Source organism: Halohasta sp. A2 (genome assembly GCF_056175805.1).
In genome coordinates, this window is record NZ_JAQFWV010000024.1 from 1 (window position 1) to 19,557 (window position 19,557).

12 protein-coding genes are annotated in these 19,557 nt (G+C 47.3%); 7 read left to right on the forward strand and 5 right to left on the reverse strand.

What is annotated here, in order from left to right; all coding sequences use genetic code 11:
- The first annotated feature begins 299 nt into the window (after nucleotides 1-299).
- The 4 genes from O2S87_RS09060 to O2S87_RS09075 are packed head-to-tail and all read left to right on the forward strand — an operon-like array spanning nucleotide 300 to nucleotide 6,763.
- Nucleotides 300-836 carry a transcription factor gene (locus O2S87_RS09060; RefSeq protein ID WP_475408470.1) on the forward strand — a complete coding sequence of 179 codons (537 nt, stop codon included), beginning with the start codon at nucleotides 300-302 and terminating at the stop codon, nucleotides 834-836.
- 51 nt (nucleotides 837-887) lie between these two features.
- A complete protein-coding gene (locus O2S87_RS09065) occupies nucleotides 888-2,468 on the forward strand; it encodes a type I restriction-modification system subunit M (protein ID WP_475408471.1) in 1,581 nt (526 codons plus the stop codon).
- Nucleotides 2,465-3,766, forward strand: coding sequence for a restriction endonuclease subunit S (locus O2S87_RS09070; protein ID WP_475408472.1), 1,302 nt, complete (start codon nucleotides 2,465-2,467; stop codon nucleotides 3,764-3,766). Before O2S87_RS09065 ends, O2S87_RS09070 begins: the two co-directional genes overlap by 4 nt.
- A gap of 12 nt (nucleotides 3,767-3,778) precedes the next feature.
- Nucleotides 3,779-6,763, forward strand: coding sequence for a type I restriction endonuclease subunit R (locus tag O2S87_RS09075; protein ID WP_475408473.1), 2,985 nt, complete (start codon nucleotides 3,779-3,781; stop codon nucleotides 6,761-6,763).
- A gap of 489 nt (nucleotides 6,764-7,252) precedes the next feature.
- Here O2S87_RS09075 and O2S87_RS09080 read toward each other — a convergent pair whose 3' ends face one another.
- Complete coding sequence (locus O2S87_RS09080) at nucleotides 7,253-8,371, reverse strand: HNH endonuclease (protein WP_475408474.1); 1,119 nt, start codon at nucleotides 8,369-8,371, stop codon at nucleotides 7,253-7,255.
- A 347-nt stretch (nucleotides 8,372-8,718) separates the two neighbouring features.
- On the opposite strand from O2S87_RS09080, the gene O2S87_RS09085 reads away from it, so the two are divergent.
- Nucleotides 8,719-8,949: a transcriptional regulator gene (locus O2S87_RS09085; protein ID WP_475408475.1), complete on the forward strand. Its 231-nt coding sequence runs from the start codon at nucleotides 8,719-8,721 to the stop codon at nucleotides 8,947-8,949.
- A 94-nt stretch (nucleotides 8,950-9,043) separates the two neighbouring features.
- Here the strand turns inward: O2S87_RS09085 and O2S87_RS09090 are convergent, their stop codons facing one another.
- From O2S87_RS09090 to O2S87_RS09105, 4 genes are all read right to left on the reverse strand, one after another.
- Entirely contained in the window at nucleotides 9,044-9,574 is a 531-nt protein-coding gene (locus O2S87_RS09090) for a DUF8160 family protein (protein ID WP_475408476.1), read from the reverse strand.
- On the reverse strand, nucleotides 9,567-10,442 hold the full coding sequence (locus tag O2S87_RS09095) for a ParA family protein (protein ID WP_475408477.1): 876 nt from the start codon (nucleotides 10,440-10,442) through the stop codon (nucleotides 9,567-9,569). The genes O2S87_RS09090 and O2S87_RS09095 overlap by 8 nt, the downstream gene beginning before the upstream one ends.
- Nucleotides 10,443-10,849: 407 nt before the next feature.
- Entirely contained in the window at nucleotides 10,850-12,358 is a 1,509-nt protein-coding gene (locus tag O2S87_RS09100) for a homing endonuclease associated repeat-containing protein (RefSeq protein ID WP_475408478.1), read from the reverse strand.
- Nucleotides 12,359-12,361: 3 nt separating this feature from the next.
- Nucleotides 12,362-13,207: a hypothetical protein gene (locus tag O2S87_RS09105; RefSeq protein WP_475408479.1), complete on the reverse strand. Its 846-nt coding sequence runs from the start codon at nucleotides 13,205-13,207 to the stop codon at nucleotides 12,362-12,364.
- Between the two features lie 1,361 nt (nucleotides 13,208-14,568).
- On the opposite strand from O2S87_RS09105, the gene O2S87_RS09110 reads away from it, so the two are divergent.
- Together O2S87_RS09110 and O2S87_RS09115 are read left to right on the forward strand one after the other, a co-directional pair.
- Nucleotides 14,569-17,352 carry a plasmid replication protein RepH gene (locus O2S87_RS09110; RefSeq protein ID WP_475408480.1) on the forward strand — a complete coding sequence of 928 codons (2,784 nt, stop codon included), beginning with the start codon at nucleotides 14,569-14,571 and terminating at the stop codon, nucleotides 17,350-17,352.
- 435 nt (nucleotides 17,353-17,787) lie between these two features.
- Nucleotides 17,788-19,383 (forward strand): transposase, encoded by a 1,596-nt coding sequence (locus tag O2S87_RS09115; protein ID WP_475408481.1) that lies wholly within the window; start codon nucleotides 17,788-17,790, stop codon nucleotides 19,381-19,383.
- The last annotated feature ends 174 nt before the right edge of the window (nucleotides 19,384-19,557 follow it).

The following is a 19,557-nucleotide window of genomic DNA, read 5'->3' on the forward strand; positions in this document are numbered from 1 at the left end:
CGCACCTTTCTCCCAAAAAACTGAGAGATAGCAGTGCTGCTGACCAGCACTGCGACAGTTTGAGCATAACTTCTCAGCTTTCATTCACGAACGACTGACTCAGAATCACACTTCACTTGGAAGTACGCACGAGCGGCCTACCGTATAACTCGATTACCATTTCGATAAATAACTAATCTACATCATTTATATCAGACCGTAAAAATAACAATTAGTTTCAATATATCTTTGGTAGCTCGCAGCCAGTTCACAGAAGTAAAATAGGTTGTGATCATGATCTCAATAAGAAGTCCGACAATATGGAAATAGTAAGCACGATGGGAAGCGGAGATCTCGGTCGTGAAATTGACTTAGGCCCCGTCATTCAATCTCTACAATCCAATTTTAATATAGAGTCCAATTATTCTAATGACTCAATGGTCACAATACGGTTAGAGCCAAACGGACCTGCTTTCAATCTCTACCGTACTGGGGGATACCAAATCCGGGGTACAGACAGTAAAGAATCTCTTGTTGAGGCTAATCGTCGCTTCCTAAAGGCCTTGAAGAGCATTGGCGTAGAGTTCAGTGATACAGGTTTTCATCAAAATAACGCAGTCTTTCTCGAAGACTTTGACACCTCTATCCAATTAGAAGCCCTAGCAATTCATTTGGGATTAGAGAATGTGGAATATGAACCCGAAAAATTCCCAGGGGTAATTTATCGGCCCCCAAGTCTCGAAGCAGTGGTGCTTGTATTTTCCAGCGGCAAGTCAATAATCACCGGTACAATGAGTAGAGAAACGGCTGAAGAGGCGGCGGATTATCTCCAAGATCAACTTCGTCAGTTAGAGTGATCGGGTGACTGGGGCGGAACTCTTAACTTATTTTACTCGACAGAACACAGTATGGCAATTACGGGAAATTCTAATGGTGAGCTTGAGAAGAAGTTGTGGGAAACTGCTGAAAAACTGAGAGGGCCTGTCGACCCTTCGGAATACAAAGACTTCGCGCTTGGCCTACTGTTCTTGAAGAGTATGTCTGACTCCTTCGAGGCCCGTAGAGAAGAACTCAAAGAGAAAACCCGTGACCAAGACTCTCGTTACTATACTGATGACAAAAGAGAACGACAATACATACTAACAGACAAGGACGAGTACAAACGCGAAAACGTATTTTACCTCCCTGAAGAAGCTCGCTGGCAGTACTTTGTTGACAACGCTACAGACCCTCAAATTGGCAAGAAGATCGACGACGCGATGCGCGCTATCGAAGACGAAAATCCGCGGCTCAAAGGAATTCTCCCGAAAGGCTATTCCCGGTCATCTCTCTCCGACAACTCTTCTGACGCACTAGAAGGCTTGATCAACCTCTTCGCTGATCTAGAAATGGAGGCTGGTAACGGGGATGGAGATGAGGATGTCTTCGGCCGTATCTACGAATACTTCATCAAGCAGTTTGCGATGGAAGGCGGACAGAAAGGAGGAGAATTCTACACCCCTAAAAGCGTGGTCGAGCTGATGGTCGAAATCTTGGAACCTTACGAAGGCCGTATCTTTGACCCCTTCAGCGGTTCAGGCGGAATGTTTGTCCAGAGCCAGAAATTTATCGAGAACCACGGTGGCGATACAGACAAGATCTCTATTTACGGTCAGGAGATCAAGGAGAGCACTTTACAGATCTCCAAGATGAACCTGTACCTCCGGGGGCTAGACGGAAACATTAAACAGGGAGACAGCATCCTTAACGACCAGCACAAAGGTCTTGAAGCAGATTTCATCATCACAAATCCTCCGTTCAATATGAGCGAGTGGGGGAAGGATTCAATCGCAGATGACGATCCTCGCTTCAAGTATGGGGTAGCACCTTCCAACAATGCGAATTACGCCTTCATCCAGCATATGATCAGTCACCTTGATGATAATGGGATGGCTGCGACAGTGATGGCGAACGGAGCGATGTCCGTTCAGGGCAAAGAAGGTGAGATCAGGCAGAACATCATTGAAGACGATCTGCTTGACGCTGTTATCGCGCTTCCCAAGGAGCTCTTCTTCACAACAGGTATCCCAGCCTGTATTTTCATTTTGAGTAAGGGGAAAAATTCAGACAAGTATCGTGATAGAGGCGGTGAAACACTGTTTGTGGACGCCAGAGAGGAGTACGAGAGTATCAACCGGACGCAAAACACCCTTACTGAAGAGAATATAACTAAAATTGTTGAGAAGGTCAGAGCCTACTGGGGAAAAGAAGGTGCAGACGAATACAAAGACGAAACGGGGTTATGTAAAATATCCACCATTAAAGATATCGCAGACAATCGTTATATCATCACGCCCGGCAGATACGTCGGTATAAAAGAACAAGAAAGCGATGACGAGCCTTTTGAGGTCAAAATGGAGCGTTTATCTGCTGATCTCAGAGAAAATTTCCAGAAATCTAATGAATTACAGAGACAAATCGAGAAGAATTTGGAGGTACTAGGATTTTGACCACAGATCAACAGAGATTGGACGTATTAGAAGGTGAGTCAAAAAATGAGCAGACCGATACTCACAGACTTGGAGAGCTTATAGATACAATAGGGGGCGGTACACCCAAAACAGATATTGATGAGTATTGGGGAGGAGACAACTTGTGGTTAACACCCTCAGAAGTATCTGACGAAAAGAATATACATGTATCAAATACTGATCGTAAACTAACAGATACGGGGTTGTCGAATACGTCTGCAAAAACTTTACCACCAGGATCGGTCCTGATGACGAGCCGTGCTACTGTTGGTGTCCCCATAATAAATACAGAACCAATGGCTACGAATCAGGGATTTATTGGAATAAAAATATTAGATGAAAACCAATTAAATAATTACTATTTATTTTACTGGTTAAAAAACCAAAAGAGCGTAATTATGAATCACGCCTCTGGTTCCACTTACCCAGAGATATCTCAACGGTCGTTTAATGATTTAGAGATTGAATTACCACCAATTCATAAACAAGTAAAAATTGCGTCAATACTTCGAACATTAGATGAAAAGATAGAGATTAATACTCGAATTGTTGAGGATTTAGAGGAGATCACTCGAACATTATTCAACTCATGGTTCGTTGATTTTCAACCTTATGAAGATCTTAAGCAATCAGAGTTAGGCGAAATACCAGAAAATTTTGAGCTGCTTGAAATGAAGAATATTTGTCGTACTAGGGGTGGTGGAACTCCGAGTACAGATAATGATGAGTACTGGGGTGGTGATAATCTGTGGTTGACGCCTAAAGATGTTACTTCGCTTGATTCAAGAATCGTATTCGATACTGAAAGGAAAGTTAGTGATGAAGGATTGAATAATAGTTCTACGGCGATAATGCCGGAGAAATCAGTGCTTCTTACGAGTAGAGCAACCGTTGGGGAAGTAGTTGTTAACCGGGAGCCAATGGGTACTAACCAGGGGTTCATTTGTATTCAGCCAAATAGCAGGGTAAAACCGTATTATCTTTCTTGTCTTGTTGAAAATAACCGGCCTGAAATTGAGAATCGAGCTAGTGGTAGCACCTACGATGAAATAAGCCAAACTTCATTTAATGGAATCCAGGTTGCGGTCCCTCCGAAAGAAGATATTGAAAACTTCGAGGGTAAAGTAGAGGATATCTATGAGGACATATACGCTAGAGAGCTTGAAAACTGTCGTTTAAGAGAATTACGTGATACGCTTCTTCCTATGTTGATGTCGGGCGAAATAAGGGTTGATGATATTAAATTGGATGAGTTAAAACTCGATAGTGGGGTATGATTTGTTATGTCTATGAATGAGATGGAGTTGTCAGAGAAGCCAGCCTTACAGACTTTCCAGGATATCGGATACGTGTATAAACCCGGTACTGAGTTAGGGCCTAATGGTGAGAATCCGGAGCGGGAGTCATTGTCAGATGTTGTGCTGCGTGGGCGTCTTGAGCGTAAGCTCCGTGAATTGAATCCTTCTATTCCTGATGAGGCGATTGAGGATGCGATTTCGCAGTTGCTCGGTTACAACTCCCTTCAATTATTGAAGAATAACAAGAATTTCCATGAGAACCTGGTTAACGGTGTCAAGGTTGAGTACGACGTTAACGGTGAGCCTCGCGGAGACTTTGTCGACGTCTTCAATTTTGAAGAGCCAGAGAAGAACGATTTCTTAGTCTCAAATCAGTTCGTGGTTCAGATAGGAGAAGGTCCACAGAGAAGACCGGACGTGGTCGTGTTTGTGAACGGTCTTCCGGTCGGGGTCTTGGAGATGAAGGATCCAACGAATCCTCAGGCCTCGATGGGTAATGCGTATAAGCAGGTCACGGATCGGTACGTGAACGATATACCGGACCTGTTCCATTATAATGAGCTGATCGGGATTTTAGATATGAACAATGCCCGTCTTGGCTGTCTTTCTGCGGGTTGGGAGTGGTACTCTCCTTGGAGATATATTGACGAGGAAAAAGATGCAACGGGTGAGTTACCGCCTGCCGAGGTTTTGATTAGAGGTGCTTTTGATAAGAAGCGAGTCTTGGATTTAATCAAGAATTTTGTTGTATATTCTGATGATGACGGAAAGCTGAGTAAGAAGCTAGCTGCGTATCACCAGTTTTACGCGGTTAACAGTGCTGTTGAGAGTAGCAGAAGTGTTGTGCCGGACCTGGATAAAAATCGTATTGGTTTGGTGTGGCACACTCAGGGTTCGGGTAAGTCTCTGTCTATGGTTTTCTATGCGAAGAAAATCAAGCAGGAGAGCTCGATGAAGAATCCGACTCTCGTCTTCTTGACTGATCGGAACGATCTTGATGATCAGTTGTACCGAGAGTTCAGGAAACATGGTTTGGATGCAGAGTGGGCGGACAGCGATAACCGCGTTCAGCTGCGTGACCGATTAGATCGGGAAGCAGGTGGGATTATTTTTGCGACGATCCAGAAGTTCCAGACCACGGATGAGGAAGTAGAGTATCCGGAGGTCAACGATCGGGATAATGTGATCGTGGTTGCAGACGAAGCACATAGAACGCAGTATAGTACGTTAGCGACGAACGTTCGGCAGGGCTTGCCGAACGCTTCTCACCTCGGATTTACTGCTACTCCGATTCAGAAAGAGGATCGGTCGACGATCAATACCTTTGGAGGTTACGTCAGCCAGTATACTATCAAGGAGTCTGAAAAGGACGGCTCGACCGTCCCAATCTACTATGAGAGCCGGTTAGCAAAGCTCCAGGTTAATGATCCTGAGATTGAGGATCGGTTTAACGAGTTGATGGAGTCAAAATCGGATGATCTGAAGCAGGAGATGAAGCAGAAGTGGACGCAGCTTCGCCGTGTTATTGAGAATAGTGATGAACGGACGGAGATGATCGCGAAGGATATTGTTGAGCACTACAGTAACCGGGAGCTGGAGGGTAAGGCGATGGTGGTTGCGATTAGCCGTCAGGCCGCTGTGAATCTCGCTGATAAGATCCGAGAAGTACCAGGGGCACCGGAGACCCGGGTAGTGATTTCTGGCCAGGAAGACTTTATCCATGACCCGATTTCGAATGAGAAGCTGAAACGCCGGTTCAAGGATCCAGATGACCCGTTCGAGATCGCTGTTGTCTGCGACAAATGGTTAACTGGATTTGACGCTCCGCATCTTCACACTTTGTATGTTGACAAGCCTATGAAGAATCATAACTTGCTACAGGCGATCGGCAGAGTCAACCGGGTATACAAGGACAAGCCTGGAGGCCTGGTTGTCGATTATATTGGTATTAGTGAGCGTCTGAAGGAAGCCTTGGACAAGTATACTTCTGAGATCCGGGATGATGCTATGCTGGATATTGAAGAGGCTGTGAATGTGATGAGAGACAAGCATCAGGAGGTGGCCAACTTTTTCTCTGAGGTTGATTACAGTGATTGGCCTCAGCTGGGTCAGATGGATCGGCAGCGCCTGTTGTATAAGGCGCAGAATGAGGTTTTGATCACTGAGAAACGGGAAGAGGACTTTCGGGAGTCGATGAAAGGCCTGAAGAAGGCTCATGCATTGGTTTCACCGAATCCTGCTGCTAGTGAGATTCGTGCTGACTTAGCGTTCTTTGAGGCGGTACTCGGTGCGATCAATAGTATTGACAATTCGGGTAATCCTGATGAAATTGAGAATTTGGATTCTGCGATGAAGGAGTTAGTGGCTGAAGGTGTAGGGATTGAAGATTTGGTCGAAGTCACTGGCTTCGATAAGTGGGAAAAGGAGAAGCCGGTTTTGAGTGATGAGTTCCTTCAGGATGTGGAGGAAATCGAGTTTGAGAATTTACAGGTGAAGATGCTACGTCAGTTGCTGGAAAATGAGATTTCTACTAGGAAGAAGGGTAATTTGGCGAAGTATGAGTCCTTTGAGAAGGAATTAGAGGAGACAATTGAGAGCTACAATGAGGGCTTTCTATCGACTCAACAGGTGATTGACGAGCTTCGGGGTTATGCTGATGAAATCCAGGAAACAGATGATCGGCAAGATGAGCTTGACCTTAGTGACGAGGAACTGGCTTTCTTTGATGCTATTTCCTCGAACACGAATACTGAGATTGATGAAGAGAAATTGAAAACAATTGCTCAGGAATTGAAGCAAAATTTGAAAAGTAAGGTGGAGCTAGACTGGACAAACCGTGATAAGATCCGGGCAGAAATCAAGACAGAAGTGAAGGCTGTCCTACGAAGTAATGGTCTGAGCCTATACAAGCATGAGGAACTAGTAGATCCAATTGTTGCGCAGGCAGAAGCTTTCTATGGCGGGGCTGCGGCTTGATATTTTTCGCAGGAGCAGTGGTAATCGCGTTATGCGTTAAATTGATCGGAAACTCAGTAGACTGGCGTCTATAGAAGCTACATTAGATCTAAGTAGCTCACTTTTTAATCACGTTCTCTCGATTATCCGTCTATGACAACGGATTCAGTCGATTCTCTTGATAATCTCGCTACTTAATTAGACGATGAATTTCTATCAAACAGACCGTTTGATGAGTTCAAAACGATTTCTCTCGTGATTGATTCCAGTAGTTCTGAGCGTCCTACGCTGATCGTCCATATCGACTGGTAGCAAGCCAGCTCGTCTATTAACCGTGTTGAGTCGTTTCTTACGGAACACGGTGCACATACTCAGCGCGAACACTATTCTGAGACCGATATTCAACTATTGGTAAATGTTAACCGAGGAAATCGAAATTGCTATCGCCCATCTTATAAATATAAAAAATCAACTTTTAGAGGTGTGGATCCCTATAGAATTGGTTAAAGATTAGCTATGGTTTTCTCCTTCTCGTTTATCTCTTTTTATATTGTTGAGCAAGTGAATGAGTGGATGGACACTTTCTGGGTACTCTTCGGTGGTGAGCAAGTTGCCCTGGTTGTTTCTATTTGGATGAGGTTGATCCTCTGGTCCCATCTCAACACCCTCTACAATCCCATCTTCAGATGTATCTGACTTTTCTAGGCCTATTGGCGTCTCGTCTATACTGTCTGGTGTTTCGTCATTTTTGTCACCATCATTTGGGGTAGTAACTGATGATGCATTCTCTGCTTGCTTATTGATGATTTCATCGAGGTACTGTTCTGCTCTTCTATCGCTTTCGGCTGGATCCTCTTGTTCAATCTCATCACCATCTTTTTGCGGACGACCTTGTCCAGTGTACATTGTGATTGGGAAATCGTATGCCTGCCCTCGATACTGAACTCTGTACGTTGTTCTGTAATGGAGATCGAACACCTCTGTGACTGTCGTTCGATCACATCCTCGTTCAAGAGCTGATTTGACGAGTGCATCAACTGTCCGCTGGACGATCTCTTGAACTTGCTCGGGGATGCGTCTTTCTGAGGTGTCGATCTGGTAGGGCAGACCCCAGTTCCTTGTTTTGGCATCTTGGTCAAGCAGTTGGGGCTGATCGTCGACCTCGTTGTCGATCCCCATGATCCGCCATAATCGTTCTTTAATTGCGAGCTGTGACTGGTCTGGAGTGATACGTTCGGAAATTTCTCTAGTGGGTAGTGGACCATCTTGACTGAGTATTTGGATGATCTCGAAGTCGACTGGAATGAGTTTGTCTGCGGCTGCATCTCTAATATCGACTGAAGGTGTATCAGGACTGGGTCTGTTATGGAACCAGTTGTGACAGTGTAAACAGAGAGTGATCAAGTTTTCCAGGTCGTGGACATCGTAATCGTCCGGATCGTACGCTTTGTGATGGACTTGTAGTGGGATTGTTCCGCCAGATTTGGCACCTTTGGCACTACAGAGTTGGCAGGTGTAGTTGTCTCGTTCGAGTGCTCTCTTTCGTTGTGCAGGTGGGATTTCTTTACGATTGTCGGATGTTTGTTCATCAGACTCAGTTCTATCGCCTGTATCGACTGCTCCCGACATCAGTAATCACTCTCGTTGGCTGCTAAACTTCTACCAAGGGCAGTGATTTTTTGTGTAGCTAATGTTCGCTTACGATTCTCCTCGGTAACTTGTCGTGGTATTTGACTTCTGCACTGCAGAGTATCGATACCATCTTTTATTTTTGGATTTATTTTTCTCATGGGGTTCTACCAGCAGAGACCCTGCCTCCGGTGCTACTACACCGCGGGGCGTTTGTTCTACATCCCTTGAGACTAGGTCCCTATCCCATTATGAGTTATCGTTATGGTAAAACCTTTCGGATAACTCATAATGGATTTGGTTTGCACCGTCAGGACTATTCCGAATGGGAACACTGTTGTGAGTCAATGGGAGAGAGAGATGAAGAAACGGGCCGGTATACAGGTGAATATCCAAGAGAGGCCTTTCTAAATGCGATCAAAGACTCTGATCAGATGCTTGGGACCGGCGAGATCGCAGATCTTGTTGGGTGTGCTCACGATACCGCCTACAAACGGCTTCAATATTTAGAAAATGAGGGTGCTGTAACCTCTCAGAAGGTCGGAAATACGTTACTCTGGTTGATTGATGAGGGATAGCTGAACTATCGATAATGTGGGCTATAAACAATCCAAACGTACTGACTGATGAGGATCACAAAGGCTGGGATATTTCGATCACAGAATCTTAGAGCTACTCGTCAATCTCTATTGAATCAAGGATATCTGTGCTATCAAGGACATCCTTGATGTCTGTGGCGTCCATCGTTTCTATCTGCTTGGCTCCCAGATATAGTAGTAGAGGCCGCAAGTGGCGATTCTTTTCGAGCTCGATGCCATATTCAAATTCGAAATTGAGATTCGATTGTCCGCTGATCTGACGCAACTCACGACGAAGATCATCACGAAGATAGAACGTTTCGTGGGTTCGGTCTTTGATCGGTTGCTGATTTGGCGGTTCGACTGGCGTTGATGTGGTGTCTGCTTGAGTCATCTGATCAGGCTCTGATGTCCTTGATGTCTGTTCACTCTGTGGCGTCTGTGATTTCTGTTCTGTACTTTGTGTCTGTGGCGTCTGTGCTGTCTGTGATGTACTAGTTAACTCGTCACTATCGCTAGATTCCGCCGTATTTGACCGCCGATCTCGGCGGCTCCGTCGATTACGAACGCGAGCGGCGCGATCCATCTCCTCGTCTTCGTCGGCGTCTGGTTCGTCGTCACTCATTGATACTCACCGGTGGTTTGCCGAAGTGCTTATCCAGTCCTTCCGCGATCTCTGTGAAGACGGGAGCCATGTCACACTGTTCGTCGTGCTCAAAGATACTTAGACCAGCTGAGTAGGCTCGCTGGAGAGCTACTCGCTTTCGGATATTCCAGATTGGCACGTCGGGAAACGCCGCTGCCAACCAATCTTTCATTTTGTCTGCCTCTTTCGTCGACTCAACACGGTTGGCGATTGCTCCTACATCTCGGATGGTGATGCCGGTCTCGTCTTCGAGGCCATCAAATTGATCGAATAGAAGTTCAATCGCCCGCTGGGATGTTGACTCGGTGAGCGAAGGTATCAGAACGTTTCGAGCGGCGTAGAGCGCGTTGTCAGAGACTTCCCCGAAGAATGGAGGTGCATCGATCAGGACGTAATCGTAGTCGTGTTCAACGGCGTCTAGCGTCCGTGAGAGTTGATCCTTCGCGTGTGGTTCTGTAAGTCCCTCTGGTGTAACGTTGATAGCGAAATCCTGTAGCGTGTCTTGGGCCTCTTTTTGACTCATACGGGCCATCAGGTCGGCAATCGTGAGCTCGTACTCGATGTTGAGCAAGTCGACGTTGCTCGGAAGCACGTCGAACTCCTCGTGTTCAATGATGAGGTCGTTCACCACGTCTCGCTGGTTGGCATCAGTAATCGCATCAAACAGCGTTGGTGGGTGGGCATCGTACTCATCAAGAAGCGCGAGCCCCTCAGTTGCATTCCCTTGAGGGTCAACGTCGACAAAGAGTACATCTCGGCCAAGCTGTGAGAGAGCTCCTGCGACGTTGATCGCAACAGTCGTTTTGCCGGTTCCTCCCTTTTGATTGAAAAAGCACACCCTTGACATCTGTGATGATTGTGACGTCTGTTCTGTCTGTGATGTCATTTCTCTCTGTTACACATTACCGAGAAGGTTCAAAAAGCTACGTCAGACGCTCTTTCGCCGTACAAAATTAGTATAGTGACATACGATACATTGCTTTGTTAGTAGTTTCAAAATTATACTGCTCACCACGGTTCGTTCACATCGACATTATCCCACCTCAATCCTCAATATGAGTCTCTATCGGTGGTGGGCTATCTATTATCGTCTGTGTGTCTGAGAATTCTATTCTTATTATCACCTATATCACCGTCACCGACACGTTGCATGGTTGTTGAGTGGTTGATGTAAGAGACTAAATTAGATGAATCAATGACGATCTGCTCTGTGCTGTCTGTGGTACTACATTTAAATAGATATCCTAATGCGACTCATATTCTATCTTTCACTTCGCCCGTCTCTGGATCAAGATACGTTCCTGACGGCTCATAGTCTGGGTGACAGTAGTCCTCAAATTGGTATAAATACAAAAAGTAGTCTTCTATTGATCTCTTCCAATTGGTTTTCGACGCTCCGACTTGCATATCAATCTCAAATCGGCTCAGCCCTTTTCTAGCAAGATGGGTAGCAACAGTTCCTCGCAGATTACGCGATGTTGTGTCTAGACCTGCTCTGTTGATGATAATCCTTGGTGAGAACTTATTACCTTTATCTGGGCTAATCTGTAGCGTGCCCATCTTATTCAGCCACTGTAGCAAGGGCTTCAGTTGAGTCGATTTTTTATTACCTGAGCTTGTCGTGTAGTGTCTTGGAAGAATTAGCTCCCAGTCATCATCAGCAGATATGTACTCAGACGGGACTCTGATTAATGGAGGCTGTAACTCACTGTCAAGCCGTGATATCCAGTCTATACTGAACTCGTAGAGTACGTTTTTTGGCATCCCTGTAAACGCCCGAAGCAAGCCGTACAGAGATACTGAGGGGTGGTCAGCGTTGATCGCTGTCTGAATATACCTGTTGTACTCTTCCTCAGAAAATGGTATATGTGTTGTAGGCTTCACTCCCGCCCTTACGACAGGTTCCCAGTATTGATCAAATCTGTTAATGTAGGCTCCTTTATCCAACCTAGAAATAAATTCGATGAGATTGGTGACCTCGCCATCTACTGCCTCTTTTCGAATGTCTTTCAACAAGTCTTCATTGGAGTAATCAAAGTCTGTGTTTCTTGACAACCCGGCAGCATCCTTTGCGTTATTCCATCCCTCAAATCTTGATTCAACTGTATTACAGTGGTAATGTCCCTCACTGTTGTATTCCGTGGCTGTAGGAGACTTACTGATTTTCTCTGCGACACGTCTCAGGTCTTCCAGTAGATCCTCATCAGTTGCATCAAAGTTCTTATTGCTTGGCAGCCCGACACTATCTTTTGCGCTATTCCATCCGCCAAAGCGTTTCTCGATTGTAACAGGATCGAATCTACCGTAAAGACGGTATTCCTTTCTTGTAGGTGATTTCTTGACCTCTTCCTCTGCAACACGTTTCAGGTCTTCCAACAGTTCTTCATCAGTTATTCCGTGGAGGCTGTTCTTCGACAGCCCGGTAGCATCCTTTGCATCATTCCATCCATCAAATCTTCTATCATATGTGGAGTGGCTGTAACGCCCGTAAATCTCGTACTCTTTTTGGGTAGGAGATTTACTAATTTTCTCAGCGACACGTTTCAAGTCTTCCAACAGTTCTTCATCAGTTACTTGACGGAGGTTGTTCTTCGACAGCCCGGCAGCATCCTTTGCGTCATTCCAGCCACCAAATCTTTTATAATATGTTTGGTAACTGTAACGCCCGTAAGTCTTGTACTCTTTTTGTGTAGGGGATTTACCAATTTTCTCAGAGACCCGTTTTAGATCTTCCAATAGTTCTTCATCAAGAATTTTCGACATTTGTTAGAACATATCTCTGTCTTTTTTAGGATCAAGTTCGCTACTCGCAAACCCGACATATCTGTATAGTGTTTCCTCGTTTTTGTGGCCGGTTTTACTTTTTATTTTCGTGTAATTAGGATCATCTGCCCTGCATAACTGGGTACAAAAAGTTGCCCTCAAATCGTGGCAAAATATGTCTGGTATGGGTCTTCCTTGATCGTCTGTCCCATGATCTGCTATTTTTTCTCCTACTGTCTTCTCTATAACAGTCTCTCCAGCCTCGTTCTCTCTTTTAGTTGGCTCTAATTCTTTTCTGAGCCGTATTTCTCTTCTTTGTTTAGAAATCCCAGCAGAGGCACAAACCTCTCTGATCCATTTATTGACCGTTCCAATTGAGACCCCATTGTTGCCATTCGCCTGTATCATATCGAATCCCATAGCAGGTTTGTCGCTGTCCGGGGGGCTGATAGCGAAATACGATTCGACTCGATCTCGCAATCCAAAGTATCGACGCTGCTGGGTGGAATGGTCATAGTAGTAGTTACCGATATGTAGCATTCTCCCACCTCCTGTTGGCGTTTTTGGGTAGAATGGTTTGTCCTCATCGGGATTGCACCGACCACATACTCCTTCATCCTTTTTGCGGCAGTCGTCTTCAGCTGGCACCTGAAGATAGAGTTCGTCGTCTTCATATACGAACCAGCTTTTGTGGGTGTGTCCTCCAGTGTCATTTCTTATACCTGTTCCGAGATACAGGTGAGTTGCCATTCCTTTATGTTGGTTGATGTTATTTTCGCGGGGATCAAGATGGTCAATGAGGGCCGCTTGCCGGTCTCGGTGAAGTGGAATCGCGGTACGAGTTCCCATGAGCGATTTACTAATGTGGAACAGTTCAATGTTTGGGTTACAAGTATAGAGATATGTGTAATCGAGATCTAGCAGTACAGGGTTTGTTTCATGTTTTGGGAGATTGTAATCTATTTCTAAATCAAATATCTCCACACTTGCCGGTTGAATATGGAATACTTTCACCCGAATAATACAATATCTGACAATATTTTTTGTGGGTTCCCACGGCCAAATATGACAGATTCAGTACTGTTATAATTAAGTACCTATTTTATTGCTTCATCCAATGTTACGTATCAGATGCATTTTCGTGAGTGATAATATAATATTCACCAACAAATCTGTGATTGGTTGATAGAATATTACGAGCAATATAAAAAACCTTTACGTGTTTGATTTCCTAGAAAAAGAAAAAATTGACTCGATATTTTTGTAGTGGAGGGTCGATCTCTGTCAGTCATGCCGTGATATGTGGGAGCAACGGTCTCTTGTCGAAGTCTGTTTCAGTTTCCTCGAATACCGAATTAGACTCTTTTATCATTGGTTCCCCGTCATAGCTTCTGGAAATCGGTGGATCGCCGGATCAAAGTCTTCACAGCCTTTTACAATATAATTTCTAACCTCGACTCCCTTTCGACAGCTCGCAGAATCGGTAATGCTAGTGGTGATCGAAACCATTAGGCAATAGTTTAAGTTGCTCCATCTCACAAGCTAAGCCAACAGCTAAGGAAACAATAAACCGAGAAAGCAGGATGCTTGGACACCTCCTGCTTCTTTTCGGATGGTGATAAAGGTTTGCCTTCAGTGAGCCACTGCTGTGTCTCTCATTGCAGAATAGTGGGGGAAACGTAGTGCAGATTCAACTGATATGTTAAAAATCACGACATCGAACGACGTTAATCCAATCACCACACGATAGTCATGACTCACCAGTATAATTCCAAACGAAAATCCGGGTCCAAAGGTCCTAAACTTAGCCCCGGATTTCGTTTCGTAGTATTCCTGAAGCGGATCAGTGGATATGATCCTACGAGGAGCGTGTGACGGTATGCTCCTATCAGTACAGTCGGCATTTGGGTTCAAATCCCTTTCGGCCCTGACTGGTTGTAGGTCGATCTCCACACAGTCCGCTTCGCCAAACGGCGGGCTCCATGCACACAACCGACAATAAGCAAGATCGACACCCCGATATTCGACAAGTTGCACCTGATGGATCGCTTTCGACAGCTGGTATCACCGTTAGTGATGCTTCACCGCGAATCACCGACTGGATTCCAGAACTGCTCGACAAACTTTTGCCGAATAGTGTTCAATCTCTTCGGGAATATATTGCCCAGTTAGATCCACAAATCCTCTCGCACGGGCGATACAGCTCATTAGTGGGTGACCTCCAAGCCAAAACCCTTGGGGTCACGCATCAAGAATGGGTGTCGACGACCGATACCTGGAGCGATGATGAGGCAGAAGCTGTCGAATACCTCCAATCGCTGTTTGAACAGGCTATCAAATACCACGACACGCCAACCGACGATCTATCGACTTACCACCAACGGCGACAAAAAGACCTAGAGCCTACACTGACGAAGATTGGGACTGGTAAAGGCCCATTGAACGGTGGTCTTGAAGCATTGGCGAAGGGTCCTGTTGCACTTCACAGCGAACTCGACGAGACACCCCTGCCGATCACGCTCATGCTCGATGGTCAGTCTTGGACTGATCTCAGTGATCGGTCGACGGGCGTGCGAGCTCTCGCTGCGATTGCAGTGCTTGGCTCGGCGTTTGATGTTCGACTCGTTATCTCGCCTGCCTTAGAGAAGCATCTCCGTAAGCGGTATCCGAAGTGGTTTGATGCACATCTCAATCTTACTGAGAGGCTATATAGGTCCACACAGCCGACTATAGTTGGAGCTGATCTGTCAGCGGAAGCGTCTCGTCGACACGCGTGGGAAGCTATACAGGAACTCCCAGAGAACTCAGGACGGCTCCGACTGCTCGGGAACCTGCCAGTCAACGGCTCACGTGACTACCGTGATCTCAAGCAGGACAACGAGATCGGTGTCACACCAGGCACTATCGGTCGCTACGTGCTTGACCTTGAAGAGTTAGGACTTGTCTCCATTGATCGCTCTGGACAGTACAACAGTGCGGCTCTCACGTCGCTTGGACAGCTTGCTGTCGAGGAGTTCCTCACCGCTGATTACCGGATGATACACCCTGTCCAGTCGACGTTGGAGACAGCTCTTACGCCGACCCCTCAGTTCGATGCAGGTACAGTGTATCGAGCGCAGCAAAACACGGAAGGGGGGAAGGGGACATCTTCGACAGCAACCGCCGAGGAGTGGATGGCCACAACCGGCTCTCCAGCCGATGGCGACAGCTACATCCAGTGGCTAAACGGCCCATCAGACCGCCTCGAGGCGTGGACAATGCACCAACGATACGCTGCTGGGCGTCGAAACCGGGGGGTAAACCTTGTAGACGACCGTCTCTCATCGTTCGATGACGGGCGAGTCACATACCTCAGCTGCTTCGAAGACGAGCTGTTCGTAATTGGTCAGTGGGGTGGACCGCTCCCAACACTGGGACGTATTGCGGGAACCTTACTGAGCGATAAAGCGCTAAGTAAGATACTCACTCCATCTGCACTTGGCTCGGAGTTCGAGGAGATTGATGATGCAGTCGTCGACGAACTCGATGAAACGACGGGTAACATCATTCGTTGGGGCCACCAGATCGGCTGGTTTGGTGAGGACGAAGAACACTACGACGGGTGGAGAGATCGAATTGGGACGGTTCGAAGTCTCTGCTTGCAGAAGGTCGGTGAACTCGCCAACAGCGATGATGTCGAAGCTCGAACGGAGTTGTTCAAGGACCTCCAGGGACTGATCGCTTCAGCAACCCAGTTGTACTACGCCATCGGCGTCGACGTGACGATCAACCTCCGAATGCCGGATACAGGGATGTTAATTCGGGATGACAAACGTCTGGATGACTTCTTGGATTTCACCCGGTATACAGTGCCGAAACAATCCGTCTACGGGATACACTCGGGGTATCGAATGCTCCTGGAAGATCGCGAGCAGAAACTGAAAATGCGACTACCGTACGATGTCGACGGCGACGACCCAGCAATGCATCTGACCGCCTCATGGGTGTTTTCGGGACCAACGATGACTGATCTCAAAGGAGAAATTGAACAGGCAATCGAACGAGAGGCAAGTAAGATTCGGGAAGCCGTTGCCGACGGAACTGAGGCTGCACCGGTGATGGAGATCCCCGTCCAGATCTCGAATACCTATACCGCAACCCGTGATCTCGTCGAGGAGTTTGCGACCTCAAAAGGATATGAGGTATCGCATCGAGGTGATATCCACGAGCGAAACCATGATCTGGAGCGTTTGACTCGGTTATTCCTCCGGGTTCTGGGGACTGCTGATCGTCCACACCGGGCCTGTCCATCCGACGTCGCCGAAGCAATGTTGCACATCGCTCGGTCGACTCAGAGTTTCGATTTCATCAGCATTCGAGATATCGCCTACGGGCTGTCGAAACTGCCAGCAGAGCGGTTACTCCCAGAGCTGCCACCGACAGCGACGAAACTGCTGAAAACGCTGCTCGATGCAGACGAGCCAATGGGACGCTCCGACATCATTGATACTGCTGGGATCTCTGGGAGCAGTTACGACCGGTATATCAACGAGCTGGCGGCGTGGGATATCATCGAGCCGACCGAATCAGGGGGTCGGCGGCGGTGGGAAGCCCACTTAGAGCCATGGTGGAGCCCCCAGAGTCATCGCGAAGAGCCATTTGGAGAGCCGGAGCCAGATACCGCGATCATCACAACAGAGTTCCCTCGTGATATCGGGAGTCGAGTAATTTGTCACTATATTACTCATTACGAGCTTCCCGAACTCGAAGAAGTGTATATGAGTGGGTTGTGCCCGATCAGCCCTGATGACGACATACGGATGTTGTTTGCAGCCCATACTCGATTATCGCGATGGTGGGCATTCCTGTGGGGTGCATATGCTGATGAGAGCGAGTTGAAAACCGGTCCCACCGAAGCTTCCTCACCAGCAACGGGGATGGTCCGTTTAGGTCGATTGGAAGTCGACACTTCCCAATCGAACCTCCGAGAAGTTTCATTGATGTCGTCAGACTGAGGATGTCTAGGTACACCCTCTTCATTCAGAGTGAAAACTCGATGATCACACAGCGGTTTTCCGGAGTTAAAACTGCAAGAAGGCTCGACAATCACACACCAGTTTTCCTGAGTTAATCGAGTGTGAGATTTACCTTCGTAACAGCGGAAGTAGTGGTGTGTCCAGTATATAAAGAAATGGCAACAACGGAAACAACGGAAGCAGTGGTTTGTTTTTACCATGGTAATGGGTATCTACAAATAATTCAGCGGAAGTAGTGGTGTGTGGTGGTGGATAATCACTCATAGTCTGTCGGGACTACACTCTGCTTGTAGGGTGGAGATTTAATCATAAATAGCCTGTTGCACGACTACGAGATTAACTCAGACCTATCGAACAGTGGTCACTAGCGATAGAATTAGTCAGTTTTTCTAGATAGGGGGTCGGATCAATGGTATGTCCAATACCCGATCCGACACCACCGAACAAACGGTTGAAGCTCATAAGAGTGCTGTTCGTGCGTTCCTCCAAACTCATGGAGAAGTCGCTTCGAAAGAGGCACTCCGCGCTGGCACCGGGGTGCCAGCGTGGTATATCACCCAAATCTCCTCTACAGATGCGTTCTACACCTCGCTGAACCACAACGGCAAATACATCGCTAGCAAGCATATCGTTGGTCACCGCTCTACTCACGACGGCTTCTGGCGACCGGAGGTGGATGACGGCACCGCCGTCTTCCACCGGAAACGAACTACCAAAGCCACTCTCAAACACCTCGCGTTCCGTCGTCCATCTGGACTTACACCCCCTGAAGCACGTGATCTCCTCAACAGGCAGTGCTACCGTCCAATCCGAAAGCTAGCCGAAAATGACGAGATACACGCGACTGACTGGAACAACACTACCGTCTACACCCACAGTTGGCCGTCCCGGCGGGACGACCAACTGTCTCAGCGTCAAACTGATCAGCCAACCGATCTCACACCTAACGACGACGATGCTGATGGCTATCTCTACCGTGACGAACTCATCGCTACGTTTCTCTCGGTTGCTGTTTCGCAGATTCAGTCTATTACGCCTGAACGTGCCGCTGCACTTGTTCTACGGCAGTTCGAGGGCGACTCGTTTGACGCCCTCGAACGCCGTATTCGCCGAAACCACTCATTCCGTGAGGCATTAGATTACGTTGAGCCAGAGGATGTCCCCGACGGGACATCCCTCTGGCGTGCCTTCGACGAACTCTCTCCGAACGAGCTACGTGACTGTCTCCAATCTATGTGCAGCGAGTTGCTTACCGATCACGAGCATGGCGGCGAGTTCGTTGTGATCGATGGAACTCACATTGCTGCTTGGGCAAATACTCGCAAAGAGATCGAAAACGGAGACGTAGAGGGTGCTAGCTGGGGTCAGCACGAAGGAAAATTCTACGGGTACAAGGTCTATATCGTCGTGGATGCAGCGGCGGAGCTGCCGGTCGCCATCACGATGGAGACCGGCAGCACACACGACTGTAGCGGATTTGAGCCGCTCGTCGATGAGTTCGAGGAACGCTATGACACTGATGAGCTTCAAGCAGTCTTAGCTGATGCTGGATTCGACAGCCAAGGAAACCGTGACTACTGCCAGGACTCTCTTGATTGTCCGTTGTTGGGAGCGATCAATCCTCGCAGATCGTCGCCGTTAGCGACGATCAAGGAGGAAATCAAAGAACTGTTCGAAGAACACGGTGACGAGATCGACAGTCCTTACGACGCATTAGAGCAGCTCCCACAGGAACAACTCTCCGAATACGGTGTAGAGGTGGGTAGCGTCGAGGAAAGCTACATCTTCCAAGCGATCAAGGAACGGATGCATCGACACCTGCGAGCAGGTGTCGAGCGAGTATTCTCTCGACTGAAGTCGTTTACTGGTCTTGATAGCGTCCGCGCACGCAAGGAAGGCAACGTCGAAACTCACGTGGTTCTTTCGGCGGTAGCATTGGTAGCAGCGTCTCTCACTGCAAAACGGCAGAACAAACCAGAGCTGATACGCTCACCAAGTCGGCTCATCTGACCACTAGAAGGTCTGTCCAAAAAATGACTGCCGCCGCCTGAGAGGCGTCGCTCTCAGGCGGCTCTGTTTTGTGAATATCACATGATATATCGAGTCGAGATACCCGCCAATTCAGCACCTCCTATCAGATAATCCGTCATAAGAACGCACAGTCCACCGGTGAGGAGTCTAATC

Coding starts and splice junctions, on each gene's coding strand:
- O2S87_RS09060 (WP_475408470.1), top strand. CDS start 300: ATGGAAATAGTAAGCACGATGGGAAGCGGAGATCTCGGTCGTGAAATT.
- O2S87_RS09095 (WP_475408477.1), bottom strand. CDS start 10,442: ATGTCAAGGGTGTGCTTTTTCAATCAAAAGGGAGGAACCGGCAAAACG.
- O2S87_RS09085 (WP_475408475.1), top strand. CDS start 8,719: ATGGGAGAGAGAGATGAAGAAACGGGCCGGTATACAGGTGAATATCCA.
- O2S87_RS09080 (WP_475408474.1), bottom strand. CDS start 8,371: ATGTCGGGAGCAGTCGATACAGGCGATAGAACTGAGTCTGATGAACAA.
- O2S87_RS09115 (WP_475408481.1), top strand. CDS start 17,788: ATGTCCAATACCCGATCCGACACCACCGAACAAACGGTTGAAGCTCAT.
- O2S87_RS09065 (WP_475408471.1), top strand. CDS start 888: ATGGCAATTACGGGAAATTCTAATGGTGAGCTTGAGAAGAAGTTGTGG.
- O2S87_RS09075 (WP_475408473.1), top strand. CDS start 3,779: ATGAATGAGATGGAGTTGTCAGAGAAGCCAGCCTTACAGACTTTCCAG.
- O2S87_RS09105 (WP_475408479.1), bottom strand. CDS start 13,207: ATGGGAACTCGTACCGCGATTCCACTTCACCGAGACCGGCAAGCGGCC.
- O2S87_RS09100 (WP_475408478.1), bottom strand. CDS start 12,358: ATGTCGAAAATTCTTGATGAAGAACTATTGGAAGATCTAAAACGGGTC.
- O2S87_RS09090 (WP_475408476.1), bottom strand. CDS start 9,574: ATGAGTGACGACGAACCAGACGCCGACGAAGACGAGGAGATGGATCGC.